Source organism: Hymenobacter elongatus (assembly GCF_004745955.1).
GTDB lineage: Bacteria > Bacteroidota > Bacteroidia > Cytophagales > Hymenobacteraceae > Hymenobacter > Hymenobacter elongatus.
In genome coordinates this window covers 19,673-36,048 of the sequence record NZ_SRLD01000013.1, presented here as the reverse complement: position 1 = coordinate 36,048, position 16,376 = coordinate 19,673, and the positions used below count along the sequence as shown (strand labels likewise).

Below are 16,376 nucleotides of genomic sequence, written 5' to 3'. Positions count from 1 at the left end.
TATCATCTATCGTACACGTCAAAATTCTTCAGTTATGCAACAGAACCTACTGGAAGAAGTCGAAACGTACTTTACGGGTAACACCGTAAGCCAGACCAGCGTAGTGGTGGGCGAGAGTGAGGAGGGGGTGCGGAAGGCTTTGGTAAAAATTACTCCTCTTATTCTCAGTAGTTTCATGAGTCGCGCCGAGCGGCCGGGTGGGCCCGAAGCCCTGTGGACTCTCACGCACGAAGCCGGCGAATCGGGCGTGCTTCCCAACCTGCTGACCGCCGATACGCTACAGCGGCGCTCCGACCTGATGCGGGCCCTGCTGGGCGAGGCCTACGGCGCTACCGTGGCCCGCGTCGCCAACACGACGGCCATCAAACCCTCGTCGGTGGAAACCCTGCTGGCCATCGTGGCCCAGGCCGTGTTGCACCGGCTGGCCATTGATGCCGCCCAGCGCGATATGAATCCGGAAGAGCTGCTGGCTTTCCTGAAAAGCCAGCGGGCCCAAGTACTGGAAACGATGCTGCCCGGCAGTAGCACGTTGCCTTTCAACCATGAGCCGGTGGGGCCGGCTAAGGTACGCCCGGAAGTCGCTGCCGAGTCAGATGCAGAAGTTGGAGCTGGGTTGAGCACCGGAGGCACCTGGGCTACGGTAGGCGGGGGCCACGCCTATAGCTCGCCCGCTCCACCCATGCCTGCGCCCGCCCGTACCACCGGCGCTTCCCGCTGGATATGGGTACTGGCGTTGGTCGTGCTGGGTGCGGCGGCGGAGTACTTTTTTATGCGCACCCAAACCAGTACGGGTGCGACGGTAACTCCCGTTGCCGCTTCTCTGGGCCTGACAGCCACCGCGCCCGAGGCTCCGGCCGCCAATGCCATGACGGCCACCGCAGGTGGTCATTACGATGCTGCGCGTGATGCCTACATCTACGACCCCGGGCGCGCCATTACGCTGATGATGGTCGATGGCACTAGCCAGACGGTAGGGGTGAACTCTACTGAAAACCAGCTGTACACGTTTCTAGCCGACCCGGCAGTGCAAGTAGACCCCGTCAACCGCACCAAGGGCTGGATCAATTTCGACCGGGTGTATTTCGATACCAAGAAAGCCTCCCTCACGGATGAATCGCGCCAGCAGCTGCGCAATGTGGCCAGCATTCTGAAAAGCTTTCCGGCAGCCCACGTCAAAATTGGCGGCTACACCGACACCACCGGCAACGTACTTTCCAACCTAAAGCTGAGCGAGGCCCGCGCGAATGCGGCCATGTCGGAGCTGGCGGGTATGGGCATCACGCTCAATCGGCTGGAGGCCAAAGGCTACGGCGGCAAGCACGGGGTAGCTAGTAACGCTACGCCCGTCGGCCGTTCGCTCAATCGGCGAATCAGTATCCGGGTAACGGAAAAGTAAGGTTGCCCAGGGTTTACAACGCAAAAAGAGCGGCTTATGGGCCGCTCTTTTTGTGGATAGCTACGCAGGAAATCTTACTGGAACACGTCGCTCAACAAGCCGGGCAGCAGGCCCAGTACCACGGTAAGGAGCGCCAGCAGCACCAGCACGGCCGACTGAAAGCCGCCGACCACGATAGGCGTGGTGCTGTCGTCCTCGGCGGGGCGCATATACATGGCGATAACCGGGCGCAGGTAGTAGTAGATACTAACCATCGACATGACGACGGCAAATACGATCAGGCCAATGTAGCCCCGGTCGATGGCTGCGCCGAAGATGAAGAACTTGCCGAAGAAACCGCCCGTGAGAGGAATACCAGCTAAGGAAAGCATGGCTACCGTCATCACGAAAGCCAGCAGCGGATTGGTTTTGGCCAGGCCGTTGAAACCCGCATAGTCTTCGCGCTGGCGCTGGTCGGAAACCAGCTTGAGCACGGCGAAGGCAGCAATGGTAGCCACCGAATAGGCCAGGGAATAGAAGAAAAGACCATTCGCCGAGAGCTTGCCATTCACAGCCACCAGGCCAATGAAGAGGTAGCCGGCGTGCGAAATACTGGAGTAGGCCAGCATCCGCTTGATGCTGGTCTGAGCCACGGCTCCCACGTTGCCGATCAGCAGCGTCAGCACGGTGATGGCCATGATGGTGGGAATCCAGAAGCCTTTGGCGGCGAAGAAAGCGGCCATGAGCAGCTTAAAGAAGGCCGCGAAACCTGCCGTTTTTACCACTGTACTCATGAAAGCCGTGAAGAAGGTAGGTGTGCCCTCGTACACATCCGGCGTCCAATAATGGAAGGGTGCCGCCGATACTTTGAAGCTGATACCGATGAACATCAGCAGCATGCCAATGTAGAGCATGGGCTGCAGCGAGGCATTGGCCGGATTCACGATGCCCGCGTTGATCTGGGTAAGCTGGAAGGTGCCGGTAGCGCCGTAGACCAGGGCAATGCCGAAAAGCAGAATGCCGGTGGCAAACGAGCCCATCAGAAAATACTTCAGGGCCGCTTCGTTGGAGCGCACGTTGCGCTTATCGGAGCCGGCCAGCACATACATCGACACGCTCAGGATTTCGATGCCCACGAACAGCATCAGCAGGTTGTCGTAGCTCACCATCATGATGGCACCCACGAGCGAGAAGAGGAGCAGCGAGTAGTATTCGGCCAGGTTTTCCTCGCCGTCGCGCACGTATTTCTGGGAGAAGGGAATCAGCAGCAGCGTCGTCAGGACCATAATGGCGGTGAAGGCCACCGAGTACCGGTCGATGGTGAGCATGTCGCTGAAGTACGACTGTGAAGCCGCATTCCAGTCGAGCAGGTTAGCGCCAAACACGAGGGCCAGAATGACCATTGCCGCCGGCAGCAGGATTTTGTTGGAGCGCAGAAACCCGAAGAACAGGTTAATGATGCCGAGAACGGAGAGCAGAATGATAGAAGTCATGTTCTGGGTGACCCCTCCCCCGGCCCCTCCCCAAAAGGGAGGGGAACCAGACGAATTAGGGCGTTAGATTAGTAATCTAAGCCCCTCCCTTTTGGGGAGGGGTTGGGGAGGGGTTTTTAGCGGTTGACCAGCGTCAGAATCTGGAGCACCGCCGGCTCCGAGATGCGCAGGAACATATTGGGAAACAGGCCGATCCAGAACACGAGCACTATCAGCGGCACCAGCACGGCCAGCTCGGAGCCAGTCAGATCCTGGATAGAAGCGGTGAAGGAGGTTTCGGGGCCCAGCATCACGCGCTGGAACATGCGCAGCAAGTACACGGCAGCCAGAATAATGGTGATGCCGGCTACGGCACCCAGCCACATGTTGTATTGATACACGCCGGCCAGCAGCAGGAATTCACCCACGAAGCCATTGGTAAGCGGCAGCGCCACGGTGCCGAGCAGCAGCACCAGAAAGCACACCGACAGCAGCGGCGTGTTGCGCGTCAGGCCGCCCAGCTCGGAGATGTCGCGGGTGCCGGTGCGGCGCTGGATGATGTCGGCAATGAAGAACATGCCCACCACGTTTACGCCGTGCGCCAGCATCTGAATAACGGCTCCCTGCAACCCGATGAAGGTGAGGGAAAATACGCCCGCCGCCATTAGCCCCACGTGGGAGAGGGACGAATAGGCAATGAGCCGCTTCATGTCGCGCTGACGGATGGCGATGATAGCGCCGTAGATAATGCCGATAACGGCCAGAATCATGACCACTTTGCCCCACTGGCTGGTGCCGAGCGGCACAATGGGCAGCAGCCAGCGCAGCGTACCATAGATACCCATTTTCAGCATGATGCCCGAGAGCAGCATGGTAGCCGGCACGGGGCTTTCGGTATAAGTATCTGGCTGCCAGGTGTGGAAGGGGAAAATCGGCATCTTCACGGCGAAGGCAATGAAGATGAGCCAGAACACCCAGGCCTGCTGCGAGGCCGTCAGCGTCAGGTTATAGAAGGCATCGATGTCGGAGGTGAGTCCGGCATTGTTGATGTCGGTCTGGAAGTAGAGGTACACGAAGGCGGCCAGCATAAACAGCGAGCCGATGATGGTGTAGAGGAAAAACTTGAACGTGACCTGAATACGCCGTTCCCCGCCCCACACGCCGGCAATGAAGTAAATCGGAATCAGGGCCACCTCCCAGAAGAAGTAGAACAGGAAGGCATCCAGCGACACGAATACGCCGATCAGGCCGGTCTGCATAAACAGGATCAGGGCGTAGAAGGCCGAAGCGTTGGGGTAGTCGTGGCGGAAGGAGGCCAGAATGATGAGCGGCACCAGAAACGTGGTGAGCAGCACCATCAGCAGGCTGAGGCCATCCATGCCGACGTGGAAGTTGATGCCGGCCGAGGCTATCCAGGGAATGTTGACCGAGAACACCGAGTAGGCCGCCGCACTGTGGCCGGGCGCCATGTTCAGCGAAGCCGACACGGCAGCAAACACCGCCACGGCGAATTCGAGAAGAGCCGCGCCGAGGGCCAGCACACGCGCCGCATTGCCTTTAGCAAAGTGCAGCAGCAGCGCCGCCGCGACGGGAAAGAGTAGGAGAAAGACAGTCAGCATTAGCTAATCAGGTTGTTCTTTTGACGCTCGAATTCCGCCGGGGTAAGTACGCCTTGTTCACGTAGGTCCCGGAGCTTGGCTATTTCATCAGCTACCGAAAAGGTAGAAGGCCCAGCCGAAGCAGTTGAAGAGAGAGTAGTAGAGTTTTTGCGCAGGGCGAGATACAAAGCGGCGACCCAACCAATGATTGACCAGCCAGCCACTACGTTGATCAGGAGGATTGTTGAGAAGTCGGAACGGTGACGGGCAATAATTGAAGGAATAAAAAACACCAGGAACACTGCGGGAATACCGAGCAGTAGCAGGGGTATTCCGCCGGCGCTCATATTCTCCAGTAAGTAGGATGAGGTGTCATTCATATATTACAGCCGGCCCAGGTTCAGCGCCAGAATCAGCACGATGCCGACGACCATCAGAATCAGGTAGAGGCCGACGAAGCCGGTTTGCACGTAGCGCAGCAGCTGCCCGCCGCCGAGCGTGACGCGGCCGAAGCCGTTTACAATCGGGTCGATGAGGCCCTGCTCCACGAAGCGGTACAGGCCGGTCGAGAGCCACATGACGGGGCGCACGAACAGGGCGTTATATAGCTCGTCGATGTAATATTTGTGGTAGACTAGGCTTTCGGGGGCCGAGCGCTGGGCGGCGTCTTCTGCCGGGCGCACCTTGCGGCTCACGTACTGCACGTAGGCCAGCAGGATGCCCAGCACCCCGGCGGCTACCGACAGGCCGATGAGCAGCAGCTCGGTGCCGTGGTCCAGCTCGCCGGCAAAGGCCTCGGGGTTCAGGCGCTGGGAGTAGGTGAAGAGCGGGGCAAGGTAGTCGGCCAGGTAGTGCTTGCCCACGAACATCGGCGCACCCATAAAGCCGCCCACGGCCGCCAGGATGGCCAGCACAATCAGCGGCAGCGTCATGCTGGCCGGCGACTCGTGCAGGTGGTGCTTCTGCGCCTCGGTGCCGCGGAACTCGCCGAAGAAGGTCAGGAACAACAGGCGGAACATGTAGAAGGCCGTCAGGAAAGCCGTGAGCAGGCCCATGCCCCACAGAATCTTATTGTGCTGGAAAACGTGCTCCAGGATTTCGTCTTTGGAAAAGAAGCCCGAAAACGGCGGAATGCCCGAAATGGCCAGGCAACCGATGAGGAAGGTCAGGAACGTAATCGGCAGGGCTTTGCGCAGGCCGCCCATGCGGCGAATGTCCTGCTCGTTGCTCATGGCGTGAATCACCGAGCCCGCGCCCAGGAACATCAGCGCTTTGAAGAAAGCGTGGGTCAGCACGTGAAACAGGGAAGTGCTGTAGCCCATGACGCCCAGCGCCAGGAACATGTAGCCGAGCTGGGAAACCGTGGAGTAGGCCAGCACTTTCTTAATGTCGTTCTGGGCCAGGCCGATGGTGGCGGCAAACAGGGCGGTGATGCCGCCAATCCAGGCAATGACGCTCAGCGTGTCGGGGGCCAGGGTGAAGAGCACGTTGGCGCGCAGCACCATGTAGATACCGGCCGTGACCATCGTGGCGGCGTGAATCAGGGCCGAAACCGGGGTGGGACCGGCCATGGCGTCGGGCAGCCAGGTGTAGAGCGGTAGCTGGGCCGACTTACCCATCGCGCCCACAAACAGCAGCAGCGTAATGGCCGTCAGCACGCCCGTCCCGATCTGCATCGTCGAGGCTTTCTGGAACACCTCGGCGTACTGCACCGAGTCGAAGGTGAGGTAGATCAGGAAGATGCCCAGCAGGAAGCCCAGGTCGCCGACGCGGTTGATGATGAAGGCTTTCTTGGCGGCGTTGTTGTTGGCGTGGTCCTTATTCCAGAAGCCGATGAGCAGGTAGGAGCACAGCCCCACGCCTTCCCAGCCGATGAACAGAATCACGAAGTTGGCCCCCAGCACCAGCACCAGCATGCTGAACACGAACAGGTTCAGGAAGGCGAAGAACTTGCCCACGTTCTCATCGTGGTGCATGTAGCCGATGCTGTAGACGTGAATCAGGAAGCCCACGCCCGTAACCAGCAGCAGCATGATCAGGCTCAGCTGGTCGATCTGGTAGGAGAAGGGAATCTGCATCGAGCCGACCGAAATCCAGTCGAACAGGTGCACCGTGTACTGGTACTGAAAGGTGCTGAACAAATACACCGAAATCAGGAACGAGCCCAGCACCGTGAGGCTACCAATGGCCCCGGCCACCGTGCCGGAGAGCTTCTTGTTGAGCAGCCCGTTGATCAGGAAACCCAGGAACGGCAGCAGCGGAATCAGGACGTACAGCAGCGTGGAATAAGGGGCGCTGGCCGCGGGGATTACAGTTTCTTGCATAGAGAGTATGCTGGAACCCCTCCCCAACCCCTCCCCAAAAGGGAGGGGCTCTAGCATCTAGCTTTTAAAAGCTAAAGCTAAAGCCCCTCCCTTTTGGGGAGGGGTTGGGGGAGGGGTTACCACTTAAGGCGGTTAAGCAGATTGACGTCGGTATTCTGGAAGTTGCGGTAGATCATCACGATGATGCCCAGCCCGACCGAGACTTCGGCGGCGGCTACGGCCATGATGAAAAACACGAAAATCTGGCCGTTGGGGTCGGAGCGGTAAGCCGAGAAGGCCGTCAGCAGCACGTTCACCGCGTTGAGCATCAGCTCGACGCACATAAAGATGATGATGGCATTGCGTCGGGTAAGCACGCCCGTAACACCGATGGCAAATAGCGCCGTGGCGAAGTAGATGTAATACTCCAGCGGGACGGTGCGAATGACTTCCGGAATGGTCTGTTCCATGCAGTGGGGTCAGCGGACAAGGCAAAGCCCGGCTGAAGGGCCGCCGGGGTGAATTAGCTGGCAAAGGTAGCCAGACAATCGGGAAAACCACAGGGAAAAGTACAGTTGTGCCCGGCTGGCTGCTGATGGGAGGAATCGTAAGGAATGGCGCAAAATTCGGTGGTGTGCAACAGTGTAGTACAGGCGCTGCGAAAACGGTATTGTTATGCCGAGCGCAGCCGAGGCATCTCGCTCGCTTCGTTGAGTTGGTAACCCAACGTCAGCACGCGAGATGCCTCGGCTGCGCTCGGCATGACGTTCTTATGGTTGCTGATTATGGGCCTACCAAAATTTTCTGCTCCCGATAAAGTAATTTTCCGCCTGCCGCGTCTGCTTGTTCAGAATGGAAGCACTTGCATTAAACGCCTTACCCCTAGGCTCGATGAGAGGACAGGACCAGCAGATTCAAGCCGCCGTGCAGGAACAGCGCGGCCGGCTGCTGGCCTTCATCCGCCGCCGCGTGCCCGACCCCGCCGACGCCGAGGACATCCTGCAGGATGTGTTCGGGGAACTGGTCGAAAGCTACCGGATGCTCAAACCCGTGGAAAAAGTGGCCTCCTGGCTGTTTCGCGTGGCCCGCAACCGTATCACCGACCTCTACCGCAAAAAGAAGACGGCCTCGCTGGAGGAGGAAATGCTCCGCTACGCCGACGACAACGAGGAAGGTGCCCTGCTGCTGGCCGACGTGCTGCCCGCCGCCGACGATGCTCCCGAAAACCGGCTGCTCCGCGAAACCCTCATGGAAGCCCTGGCCGAAGCCCTCGACGAATTGCCCAAAAACCAGCGCGACGTATTCGTGTGGCACGAGCTGGAGGGCAAGACTTTCAAGGAGCTGGCCGCCGAAACCGGGGTGCCGCTCAAAACCCTGATTTCGCGCAAGCACTACGCCGTGCAGCACCTGCGCCAACGCCTGCAAGTCTTGTACAACAACCTGTTCACGGACTAACTCAATGGGCTAATGATTAATGTGCTCATGTGCTGTTCGAAAGTCGCCGAAAACAAACGGGTACTGAATTTCAACAACGCACCCAAGAGCACATTAGCAGATCAGCACATTTCCACATCAGCACATTAAACTCATGAACCGTACCCTCTGGCCGCTTCGCGTCCTCAAATTCATTCTCCTCGGCCTGCTGTTCGTCGCCGTCATGGGCTTCGTCACGATGCGGCTGTGGAACTGGCTCGTGCCCGATCTTTTTAACGGCCCCGTGCTCACCTTCTGGCAGACCATCGGCCTGCTGCTGCTCACCCGCCTGCTCACCGGCTTCCGCGGCGGCGGGGCCCGGCCCGGCTTCAGCCGCAAGTGGCAGCAGCATAAAAACGACTGGAAGCAACAGATGGAATCCCGCCTGGCCGGCATGACGCCGGAGGAGCAGGAACAATTCCGCCAGAAAATGCGCACCAGCTGCAGCCCGCCCTGGATGCGCCGGCAGCCCGCCGAAACGGCGTTAAACGCGCCGGCTGAGTAGCAAATGAAAAGCGGCGCCTGATGCTTCAGACGCCGCTTTCGTTGCTTAAGAAGCTGCCAAATCCTAGAAGTTCCGCTCCCCGGTTTCGCGCTTGCCCAGCATCACGGCGCCGACCATAGCGGCCAGGAACAGCACCGAGGCCAGCTCGAAGGGCAGCAGGTACTTCGTGTAGAGAACCATACCTAGCTGGCTGACCATCCCAATCTGCGAGTCGAAGACGGCGGCGTTGTAGGTGGTGCCGGGCTGCACGTCGCGCAGGGCGGCTACCAGCACCAGTAGCAGTGAGCCCCCGGCTACGGCCGCGGCTACCTTGGCCAGCAGGGGCTTGTGGGGCTCGGTGTCGGCGTTCAGGTTCAGGAACATAATCACGAACAGGAACAGCACCATAATGGCCCCGGCGTACACGATGATGTTGACGGCGGCCAGGAACTGCGCGTTCAGAATCAGGTAGTGCCCCGAGAGCGAGAAGAACGTCAGGATCAGGAACAGCACGCTGTGCACCGGGTTTTTGGCCAGCACCACGCCCAGCGCCGCAAAAAGCGCCACGAACGACAGGAAGAAAAACAGGGAGGAAGAGGCCATTGGCGGAAAGTAGCGCGAACGTGAGAGGTGCAAAAAAATCGTCTGTCATCCTGAGCAGAGCGAAGGACCTTCCTCTTCGTTATCTGCGAGGGCCTTTCGATGAGCAAAGCCTTTTCCGAGCGAACGGTAAAAGACGCTAAGCATTAAAAGGAGTTTTTCAGTGCGAAAAGAGGAAGGTCCTTCGCTTTGCTCAGGATGGCAGGTGTGGTTTAGGCTGACTGGGCCATGCGCTGGGCCAGGGCGGCGGCCTGCTCGGGCGTCAGCTGGATGCCGCGGGCGGAGCGGGCGTCGGGGGCAGTGGGCTCCACGAGGCGGTCCTTGCCGTAGATGAACTCGTCGCGCTCGAAGCGGGGCGGAGCCATCTTGTCGGCTTGCAGGTACACGGCGGCTTTCGGGCAGGCTTCCTCGCAGAGGCCGCAGAAGATGCAGCGCAGCATGTTGATTTCGTAGCTGACGGCGTACTTCTCCTCGCGGTAGAGGCCTTCCTCGCCCTTTTTCCGCTCGCCGGCGACCATCGTAATGGCTTCGGCGGGGCAGGCTACGGCGCAGAGGCCGCAGGCGGTGCACCGCTCCCGGCCGGCTTCGTCGCGCTTGAGCACGTGCAGGCCGCGGAAGATGGGGGAGAAGGGGCGCTGCTCCTCGGGGTAGCGGATGGTAATCTGCTTTTTGGTAGCCGCCCGGAAAAAGTGGCGCATCGTGATGCTCAGGCCCTGGAAGATAGCCGGCAGGTAGGCCCGCTCGGCCAGGGTCATCGGTTTCACCTCCAGCTTTTTCGCTCTATTGCTTAAGGACTGCATAGGTTGATTACTTAATGATACCGCCCAGAATCAGGCCGCCGGTGAGCAGGATGTTGAAGATGGCCAGCGGAATCAGGATGGTCCAGCCCAGACGCATCAGCTGGTCGTAGCGGAAGCGGGGCAGGGTCCAGCGGATCCACATGAAGAAGAAGATGAAGGCGAAGATCTTCCCGAACAGGCCCAGCAGGCCCACTACGGAAATCAGGTTCTGCGCCGACGTCAGGGCCCAGCCCTGGCTGTTCACGAACCAGTCGCGCAGCTCGTACTGAAACGGGAAGTTGAAGCCGCCGAAGTACAGCACGCTCATCACGGCTGAGGCCACGAACACGTTTACGTACTCCGAAAACAGGTACAGACCCATTTTCATGGAGCTGTACTCGGTGTGGTAGCCGCCCACCAGCTCGGTTTCGCACTCGGGCAAATCGAACGGCGTACGGTTGGTTTCAGCGAAGGCGCAGACCAGGAAGATGATGAAGCCCAGGGGCTGTTTCACGATGTTCCAGAAGTGCCACTCGCCGGCTACCGACTGCTGCAGCGTGATGTCGCGCAGGCTCAGGGTGCCCGAAATCATCAGCACGGCGATGAGCGACATGCCCATAGCCAGCTCGTAGCTGATGTTCTGGGAGCCGGCGCGGATGGCACCGAGCAGGGAGAACTTGTTGTTGGAAGCCCAGCCGCCAATCATCACGCCATACACGCCCAGCGACACGATGCCGAAAATCCACAGCATGCCGATGTTGACTTCGATGCCCTGCAGGTTGAAGACGTTGTTGCCGAACTGAATTACGTTGCCGAACGGAATAACCGCCGACGACATCAGCGCCGTAATCATGGCCAGGCAGGGGCCCATAATGAACAGCGCCCGGTTGGCTCCGGCGGGGAAGAATTCTTCCTTGGTAAACAGCTTCACGGCATCAGCCAGCGGCTGCAGCAGGCCAAGCGGACCCGCGCGGTCCGGGCCCACGCGGTCCTGCAGGAAAGCGGCAATGACACGCTCCGCGTAAGTGCAATAGGTCGCAATCAGCAGCGAAACGGCGAAGACGACGAAGATAACAATGGATTGCCAGCCGAGGGTTGGTAGTTCGATCATGGTTGGTTTTTGGTTTCTGGTTTTTGGTTTTTGGCCTCTGGACTGGCGGATGTCGGAACAAAGCCAAAAACCAAAAACCAACAACTAAAAACTAATTCCCGAGGCGCATGGGAGGATTCTGTTCCAGGTCGCGGACGGAGCTTTCGGGCAGGTCGGCAATAACCTGGGCATTGAGCACGGGCAGCTCGTAGTGGTTGGCCGAGATGACCGAGGAACGGTCAATGCGGGCGGGGCCTTCGATGGTCCAGTCGGCAGTTTCCTTCTTGTCGAAGCGGCAGGTGTTGCAGATCCACTCCTTCACCTCGCCGTACTGGTCCTTGCGGGCCGTCACGCGCATCACGTCCTTGCCCTTGTACCAGAGCACCACCTTGCCGCAGCACTTCGGGTTTTCGCACCCGCGGTGGGCGTTTACGGGCTTCGTAAACCACACGCGCTGCTTGAAGCGGAAGGTTTTATCGGTCAGCGCGCCCACCGGACACACGTCGATGACGTTGCCGCTGAACTCGTTGTCGAGGATGTTCTCGATGTAGGTGCCGATTTCGGCGGCGTCGCCGCGGCCCAGCACGCCGTGTATGCGGCCCTCGGTGAGCTGGTCGGCGGTGTACACGCAGCGGTAGCACAGGATGCAGCGCGTCATGTGCAGCTGAATCAGCGGCCCGATGTCGATTTTCTCGAAGGTGCGGCGCTCCTCCTCGTAGCGGGTGGTGCTCACGCCGTGCTCGAAGGCGAAGTTCTGTAAGTCACACTCCCCGGCCTGGTCGCACACGGGGCAGTCGAGCGGGTGGTTGATGAGCAGCATCTCCACGATGCCCTTGCGCACGTCGAGCACCTGCTCGGAAGTCGTATTCTCGACCACCATACCATCCTGCACCGGCGTCACGCAGGAGGCGACGAGCTTGGGCATGGGGCGCGGGTCTTTGGCCGAGCCGGCCGCCACGCGCACGAGGCAGGCGCGGCACTTGCCGCCCGAGCCTTTCAGCGGCGTGTAGTAGCACATGGCCGGGGGCACAATGCCCCCGCCGATGGTGCGGGCCGCGTTGAGGATGGTGGTTCCGTCCGGAACTTCCACCTCGATGCCGTCGAAGGTTATTTTAGCCATTGGTTCAGAGTCCAGAAATCGGCCCTTTTGAAGTTGTTCAACGTCGGTTCCCGCAGAGGTGCGCAGAGGAAACGCTGAGGTTCGCAGAGGTCGATTCTTAATTTTTAATTCTCAATTCTTAATTGCCGCTAGGCCAGCACTGCTTTGCCGGGAAACACGGCGCCGGGGCGGGTGGCTTCCTGGGGGTGGCGGATGTGCCACTCGAACTCGTCGCGGAAGTGGCGGATGGCGGCTGACACCGGCCAGGCCGCTGCTTCGCCCAAGGGGCAAATCGTGTTGCCTTCGATCTGCTTGGCCACGCTGGCCAGCACGTCGATGTCGCGCTCAGTGCCGTGGCCGTGCTCGATGCGGTGCAGGATTTTCTCCAGCCAGCCCGTACCCTCGCGGCAGGGCGAGCACTGCCCGCACGACTCGTGGTGGTAGAAGCGGGAGAAATTCCAGGTGTTGCGCACGATGCAGGTGGTTTCGTCCATGGCAATGAAGCCGCCCGAACCCAGCATGGTACCCGTCACGAACCCACCATCCGACAACGACTCGTAGGTCATCAGGCGGGGCTCGCCGGCGGCGGTTTTCAGAATCAGCTCTTTGGGCAGAATCGGCACCGACGAGCCACCTGCTACTACGGCCTTCAGCTCCCGGCCTTTCCAGATGCCACCGCAGTACTCATCGGAGTAGATGAATTCCTCGACCGGCACGCCCATCTCGATTTCGTAGATGCCGGGCTTATTGAGGTGGCCGCAGGCCGAAATCAGCTTGGTACCGGTGCTCCGGCCAATGCCGATTTTGGCGTACTCGTCGCCGCCCTCGTTCACGATAACCGGCACGGCGGCAATCGACTCCACGTTGTTGACCACCGTGGGGCGGGCGTAAAGGCCCGACACGGCCGGAAACGGCGGTTTGTTGCGCGGGTTGCCGCGCTTGCCTTCCAGGCTTTCCAGCAGCGCGGTTTCCTCGCCGCAGATGTAGGCGCCGCCACCGGGGTGCACGTACAGGTCGAGGTCGTAGCCCGAGCCCAGGATGTTCTTGCCCAGGAAACCGGCCGCGTAGGCTTCGGCAATGGCCTTTTCCAGGATGCGCAGCACGTAGAGCAGCTCACCACGGATGTAGATGTACGAGGTATTGGCGCCCAGCGCGTAGGAGCTCGTAATCATACCCTCGATGAGCAGGTGGGGCAGCTTCGACATCAGCTGCCGGTCCTTGAAGGTGCCCGGCTCCGACTCGTCGGCATTGCAGACCAGGTAGCGCGGCACGCCCTCGGGCTTGGCCAGGAAGCTCCACTTCAGGCCCGTGGGGAAGCCGGCGCCGCCGCGGCCCCGCAGGCCCGACTTCTTCACCTCTTCCACCACCTCGTCGGGGGTCATGGTTTTGATGGCCTTCTCCACCGAGCGGTAGCCGCCGTGCTTGCGGTATACCTCAATGGTGTCGATGCCTTCAACGTTGATATGTTCGGTCAGCAGTTTGCGTCCCATAGTGTCTGAGCGGTTAGCTGGTGGCGGTTAATTGTTGGCTACGGCGTTGGGCAGGCCGGTTTCCTCCCAGGGCAGGGCGGGGCGGTGCACCATCGTGCGCAGCTCGCTGAGCATGGCGTCTACCGACTCCTCGGTATCGAGCTGCTCGTAGTATTTCTCGCGCACCTGCACCACGGGGGCAAAGCCGCAGGCGGCCAGGCATTCCACTTCTTTCAGGGTGAACAGCCCGTCGGCCGAAGGCCCTTCGCCCACTTTGGCGCCGGTGATGCGCTCCAGCTCCAGGGTCAGCTCATCGGAGCCGCGCAGCTGGCAGGGGCCCGTGCGGCAGATTTCCAGCACGTGCTTGCCCACCGGCTTGAGGTTGAACATGGTGTAGAAGGTCGAAACCTCGTACACCTCGATGGGCTTCACGCCCAGCACCTCGGCCACCAGATCCTGCACCTCGGGCGCCACCCAGCCCCCGAATTCGGACTGGGCAATGTGCAGCACCGGCAGCATGGCCGACTTGCGCCGGTCGGCGGGGTACTGCTTACAGATACGGTCTATTTCAGCCTGGGCTGCCGCCGAGAACCGGGGCTTAACGGGCGCGTTTGTTGTTGATTCCATTAGACAGAAAGTGCTTGTAACACTCGTTCAAGTTGAGGCTTTAACACCGGCAGGTGGTCGTGAATAACGAGCCACAAGGCCTCATTATCAATGGCGAAGTATTGATGAACTACAAAGTTGCGCAAGTCCACAATGCCACGCCAATTGATTTCCGGATACTGCGCTTTAATTTCATCGGCTACGTGTCGGGCGGCTTCGCCCAAAATTTCAACTCCCCGCACGCAGGCAAAAAGCGTCCGGTGGTCAAGGTCAAATTCGGCCCGGCTTACGCCCGCTACAAACCCCTGAACCTCTGCTATAGCTTCCAGCATGTGCAAGAGGCGCTGCCGACTATCAATTCGACCCTCTTTCATACACCAATCGTTTATCGGCTTCAATGAAAGGGCGGTACAGGTGATGCAGGCCCCGGGAGGAAACGATGTCTACTTTCTTATTCAGAATCCGGGCTAAATCGGCATACATGCTAAAAAAGCTCAGACTGAATTTGCTGTAATCGATGTCCACCAGCAGGTCTACGTCGCTTTCGGCATCCGCCTCACCACGGGCGTAGGAACCAAACAGGTAAGCCTTCAGCACGGGCTGCGTGCGGAAAAACGTCCGGATGGTTTCTAGCTGCTGTTCGGTGAGGTGCATGATAGAAGACGGATTACGCGTCCAGCTCGCCGGCAATGACGTTCATCGACGACAGGGTCACGATGGCGTCGGAGAGGCTGCTGCCCACCACCATTTCGGGGTAAGCCTGGTAATAGATGAAGCAGGGGCGGCGGAAGTGCAGGCGGTAGGGCGTGCGGCCGCCGTCCGAGACGAGGTAGAAGCCCAGCTCGCCGTTGCCGCCTTCCACGGAGTGATACACCTCACCCACCGGCGCTTCAATCTCCCCCATGATGATTTTGAAGTGGTAGATCAGGGCCTCCATGTTCTGGTACACGGCCTGCTTGGGGGGCAGGTAGTAGTGCGGCGCATCGGCGTGGAAAGGGCCTTCGGGCAGATTTTCCAGGGCCTGGTTGATGATGCGCAGGCTCTGCCAGATTTCCTCGTTGCGCACCATGAACCGGTCGTAGGTGTCGCCCTTTGTGCCGATAGGAATTTCGAAGTCGAAGTCCTCGTAGCTGGAGTAGGGGTTCATGACCCGCACGTCGTAGTCGACGCCGGCAGCGCGCAGGTTTGGGCCGGTGAAGCCGTAGTTCAGCGCTTTTTCCGCCGTAATCGGGCCCACGTTCACCACGCGGTCCATGAAGATGCGGTTGCGGTTGAACAGGGTTTCAAACTCCTTCATCACGGCCGGGAAGGTTTTCAGCCAGTCGCGCAGCTTCTGGATGGCCACATCGGAGAAGTCGCGCTCCATGCCGCCCACGCGGCCCATGTTGGTGGTGAGGCGGGCGCCGCAGATTTCCTCGTAAATCTCGTACACCTTCTCCCGCTCCTGAAACACGTACAGAAAGCCGGTAAACGCGCCGGTGTCCACGCCCAGAATCGAGTTGCAGATCAAATGGTCGGTGATGCGGGCCAGCTCCATGGCAATAACGCGCATGTACTGGGCGCGCTTGGGCACCGTCACGCCGAGCAGCTTCTCTACCGTCATGTGCCAGCCCATGTTGTTGATGGGCGACGAACAGTAGTTCATCCGGTCCGTCAGGGGCGTAATCTGGTAGAAGGGCCGGCGCTCGGCAATCTTCTCGAAGGCCCGGTGGATGTAGCCGATGGTGGGCACGCCCGAAATAATCCTTTCCCCATCCATTTGCAGGATGTTCTGAAAAATGCCGTGCGTGGCCGGGTGCGTCGGACCCAGGTTCAGGGTCGTCAGCTCCTGGCTGAAGTCGTTGAGCGTCGGAATCAGGCCGCTGTTGTGCTGCTGCTCCTGCGCCGATTCGACTATTTTGCGAGTGCCTTCCAGCGTGTCGTTTACTGCCATTCTAGTAGTGAGTAGGAAGTATTGAGTAGTGAGTAAGGACGAAAAGCTGAAAATCAGTTCGGAGTACTAAGTACTCAATACTCGCTACTCTGTAC

17 protein-coding genes are annotated in these 16,376 nt (G+C 59.6%); 3 read left to right on the top strand and 14 right to left on the bottom strand.

Annotated elements, in window-relative coordinates:
* Positions 1-34: 34 nt before the first annotated feature.
* A complete protein-coding gene (locus tag E5J99_RS08300; RefSeq protein WP_135497255.1) occupies positions 35-1,396 on the top strand; it encodes an OmpA family protein in 1,362 nt (453 codons plus the stop codon).
* Positions 1,397-1,470: 74 nt separating this feature from the next.
* On the opposite strand, the gene E5J99_RS08295 is transcribed toward E5J99_RS08300, so the two are convergent.
* The 5 genes from E5J99_RS08295 to nuoK all read right to left on the bottom strand — a co-directional run bounded on the left by E5J99_RS08295 (position 1,471) and on the right by nuoK (position 7,218).
* Positions 1,471-2,868, bottom strand: a complete 1,398-nt coding sequence (locus tag E5J99_RS08295) for an NADH-quinone oxidoreductase subunit N (RefSeq protein WP_135497254.1) — start codon at positions 2,866-2,868, stop codon at positions 1,471-1,473.
* Between the two features lie 116 nt (positions 2,869-2,984).
* The gene (locus E5J99_RS08290) at positions 2,985-4,466 is read right to left on the bottom strand and encodes a complex I subunit 4 family protein (RefSeq protein WP_135497253.1); all 1,482 of its coding nucleotides are present in this window, start codon (positions 4,464-4,466) and stop codon (positions 2,985-2,987) included.
* A complete protein-coding gene (locus E5J99_RS08285) occupies positions 4,466-4,825 on the bottom strand; it encodes a superinfection immunity protein (RefSeq protein WP_210114423.1) in 360 nt (119 codons plus the stop codon). Before E5J99_RS08285 ends, E5J99_RS08290 begins: the two co-directional genes overlap by 1 nt.
* Before the next feature lie 3 nt (positions 4,826-4,828).
* A complete protein-coding gene (gene nuoL / locus E5J99_RS08280; protein WP_135497252.1) occupies positions 4,829-6,769 on the bottom strand; it encodes an NADH-quinone oxidoreductase subunit L in 1,941 nt (646 codons plus the stop codon).
* Positions 6,770-6,885: 116 nt separating this feature from the next.
* On the bottom strand, positions 6,886-7,218 hold the full coding sequence (nuoK, locus tag E5J99_RS08275) for an NADH-quinone oxidoreductase subunit NuoK (RefSeq protein WP_100339108.1): 333 nt from the start codon (positions 7,216-7,218) through the stop codon (positions 6,886-6,888).
* A gap of 421 nt (positions 7,219-7,639) precedes the next feature.
* Between nuoK and E5J99_RS08270 the strand changes: the two genes are divergently transcribed.
* Together E5J99_RS08270 and E5J99_RS08265 are read left to right on the top strand one after the other, a co-directional pair.
* Positions 7,640-8,203, top strand: coding sequence for an RNA polymerase sigma factor (locus tag E5J99_RS08270; RefSeq protein WP_135497251.1), 564 nt, complete (start codon positions 7,640-7,642; stop codon positions 8,201-8,203).
* A gap of 133 nt (positions 8,204-8,336) precedes the next feature.
* The gene (locus E5J99_RS08265) at positions 8,337-8,726 is read left to right on the top strand and encodes a hypothetical protein (RefSeq protein ID WP_210114417.1); all 390 of its coding nucleotides are present in this window, start codon (positions 8,337-8,339) and stop codon (positions 8,724-8,726) included.
* A gap of 63 nt (positions 8,727-8,789) precedes the next feature.
* Here E5J99_RS08265 and E5J99_RS08260 read toward each other — a convergent pair whose 3' ends face one another.
* The 9 genes from E5J99_RS08260 to nuoD all read right to left on the bottom strand — a co-directional run bounded on the left by E5J99_RS08260 (position 8,790) and on the right by nuoD (position 16,281).
* Positions 8,790-9,308 carry an NADH-quinone oxidoreductase subunit J family protein gene (locus tag E5J99_RS08260; protein ID WP_135497250.1) on the bottom strand — a complete coding sequence of 173 codons (519 nt, stop codon included), beginning with the start codon at positions 9,306-9,308 and terminating at the stop codon, positions 8,790-8,792.
* Between the two features lie 209 nt (positions 9,309-9,517).
* Positions 9,518-10,105 carry a NuoI/complex I 23 kDa subunit family protein gene (locus E5J99_RS08255; protein WP_135497249.1) on the bottom strand — a complete coding sequence of 196 codons (588 nt, stop codon included), beginning with the start codon at positions 10,103-10,105 and terminating at the stop codon, positions 9,518-9,520.
* Positions 10,106-10,112: 7 nt separating this feature from the next.
* Complete coding sequence (gene nuoH / locus E5J99_RS08250) at positions 10,113-11,195, bottom strand: NADH-quinone oxidoreductase subunit NuoH (RefSeq protein WP_135497248.1); 1,083 nt, start codon at positions 11,193-11,195, stop codon at positions 10,113-10,115.
* A 91-nt stretch (positions 11,196-11,286) separates the two neighbouring features.
* Complete coding sequence (locus E5J99_RS08245; protein ID WP_135497247.1) at positions 11,287-12,294, bottom strand: 2Fe-2S iron-sulfur cluster-binding protein; 1,008 nt, start codon at positions 12,292-12,294, stop codon at positions 11,287-11,289.
* A 128-nt stretch (positions 12,295-12,422) separates the two neighbouring features.
* Complete coding sequence (gene nuoF / locus E5J99_RS08240; protein ID WP_135497246.1) at positions 12,423-13,763, bottom strand: NADH-quinone oxidoreductase subunit NuoF; 1,341 nt, start codon at positions 13,761-13,763, stop codon at positions 12,423-12,425.
* Between the two features lie 27 nt (positions 13,764-13,790).
* The gene (locus E5J99_RS08235; RefSeq protein ID WP_135497245.1) at positions 13,791-14,369 is read right to left on the bottom strand and encodes an NADH-quinone oxidoreductase subunit NuoE family protein; all 579 of its coding nucleotides are present in this window, start codon (positions 14,367-14,369) and stop codon (positions 13,791-13,793) included.
* Positions 14,369-14,722, bottom strand: coding sequence for a HepT-like ribonuclease domain-containing protein (locus E5J99_RS08230; protein ID WP_135497244.1), 354 nt, complete (start codon positions 14,720-14,722; stop codon positions 14,369-14,371). Before E5J99_RS08230 ends, E5J99_RS08235 begins: the two co-directional genes overlap by 1 nt.
* Positions 14,703-15,002: a nucleotidyltransferase family protein gene (locus E5J99_RS08225; RefSeq protein WP_135497243.1), complete on the bottom strand. Its 300-nt coding sequence runs from the start codon at positions 15,000-15,002 to the stop codon at positions 14,703-14,705. The genes E5J99_RS08230 and E5J99_RS08225 overlap by 20 nt, the downstream gene beginning before the upstream one ends.
* Before the next feature lie 13 nt (positions 15,003-15,015).
* Positions 15,016-16,281 carry an NADH dehydrogenase (quinone) subunit D gene (gene nuoD / locus E5J99_RS08220; protein WP_135497242.1) on the bottom strand — a complete coding sequence of 422 codons (1,266 nt, stop codon included), beginning with the start codon at positions 16,279-16,281 and terminating at the stop codon, positions 15,016-15,018.
* Positions 16,282-16,376 lie beyond the last annotated feature (95 nt).

Coding starts and splice junctions, on each gene's coding strand:
- E5J99_RS08300 (WP_135497255.1), top strand. CDS start 35: ATGCAACAGAACCTACTGGAAGAAGTCGAAACGTACTTTACGGGTAAC.
- E5J99_RS08295 (WP_135497254.1), bottom strand. CDS start 2,868: ATGACTTCTATCATTCTGCTCTCCGTTCTCGGCATCATTAACCTGTTC.
- E5J99_RS08290 (WP_135497253.1), bottom strand. CDS start 4,466: ATGCTGACTGTCTTTCTCCTACTCTTTCCCGTCGCGGCGGCGCTGCTG.
- E5J99_RS08285 (WP_210114423.1), bottom strand. CDS start 4,825: ATGAATGACACCTCATCCTACTTACTGGAGAATATGAGCGCCGGCGGA.
- nuoL (WP_135497252.1), bottom strand. CDS start 6,769: ATGCAAGAAACTGTAATCCCCGCGGCCAGCGCCCCTTATTCCACGCTG.
- nuoK (WP_100339108.1), bottom strand. CDS start 7,218: ATGGAACAGACCATTCCGGAAGTCATTCGCACCGTCCCGCTGGAGTAT.
- E5J99_RS08270 (WP_135497251.1), top strand. CDS start 7,640: ATGAGAGGACAGGACCAGCAGATTCAAGCCGCCGTGCAGGAACAGCGC.
- E5J99_RS08265 (WP_210114417.1), top strand. CDS start 8,337: ATGAACCGTACCCTCTGGCCGCTTCGCGTCCTCAAATTCATTCTCCTC.
- E5J99_RS08260 (WP_135497250.1), bottom strand. CDS start 9,308: ATGGCCTCTTCCTCCCTGTTTTTCTTCCTGTCGTTCGTGGCGCTTTTT.
- E5J99_RS08255 (WP_135497249.1), bottom strand. CDS start 10,105: ATGCAGTCCTTAAGCAATAGAGCGAAAAAGCTGGAGGTGAAACCGATG.
- nuoH (WP_135497248.1), bottom strand. CDS start 11,195: ATGATCGAACTACCAACCCTCGGCTGGCAATCCATTGTTATCTTCGTC.
- E5J99_RS08245 (WP_135497247.1), bottom strand. CDS start 12,294: ATGGCTAAAATAACCTTCGACGGCATCGAGGTGGAAGTTCCGGACGGA.
- nuoF (WP_135497246.1), bottom strand. CDS start 13,763: ATGGGACGCAAACTGCTGACCGAACATATCAACGTTGAAGGCATCGAC.
- E5J99_RS08235 (WP_135497245.1), bottom strand. CDS start 14,369: ATGGAATCAACAACAAACGCGCCCGTTAAGCCCCGGTTCTCGGCGGCA.
- E5J99_RS08230 (WP_135497244.1), bottom strand. CDS start 14,722: ATGAAAGAGGGTCGAATTGATAGTCGGCAGCGCCTCTTGCACATGCTG.
- E5J99_RS08225 (WP_135497243.1), bottom strand. CDS start 15,002: ATGCACCTCACCGAACAGCAGCTAGAAACCATCCGGACGTTTTTCCGC.
- nuoD (WP_135497242.1), bottom strand. CDS start 16,281: ATGGCAGTAAACGACACGCTGGAAGGCACTCGCAAAATAGTCGAATCG.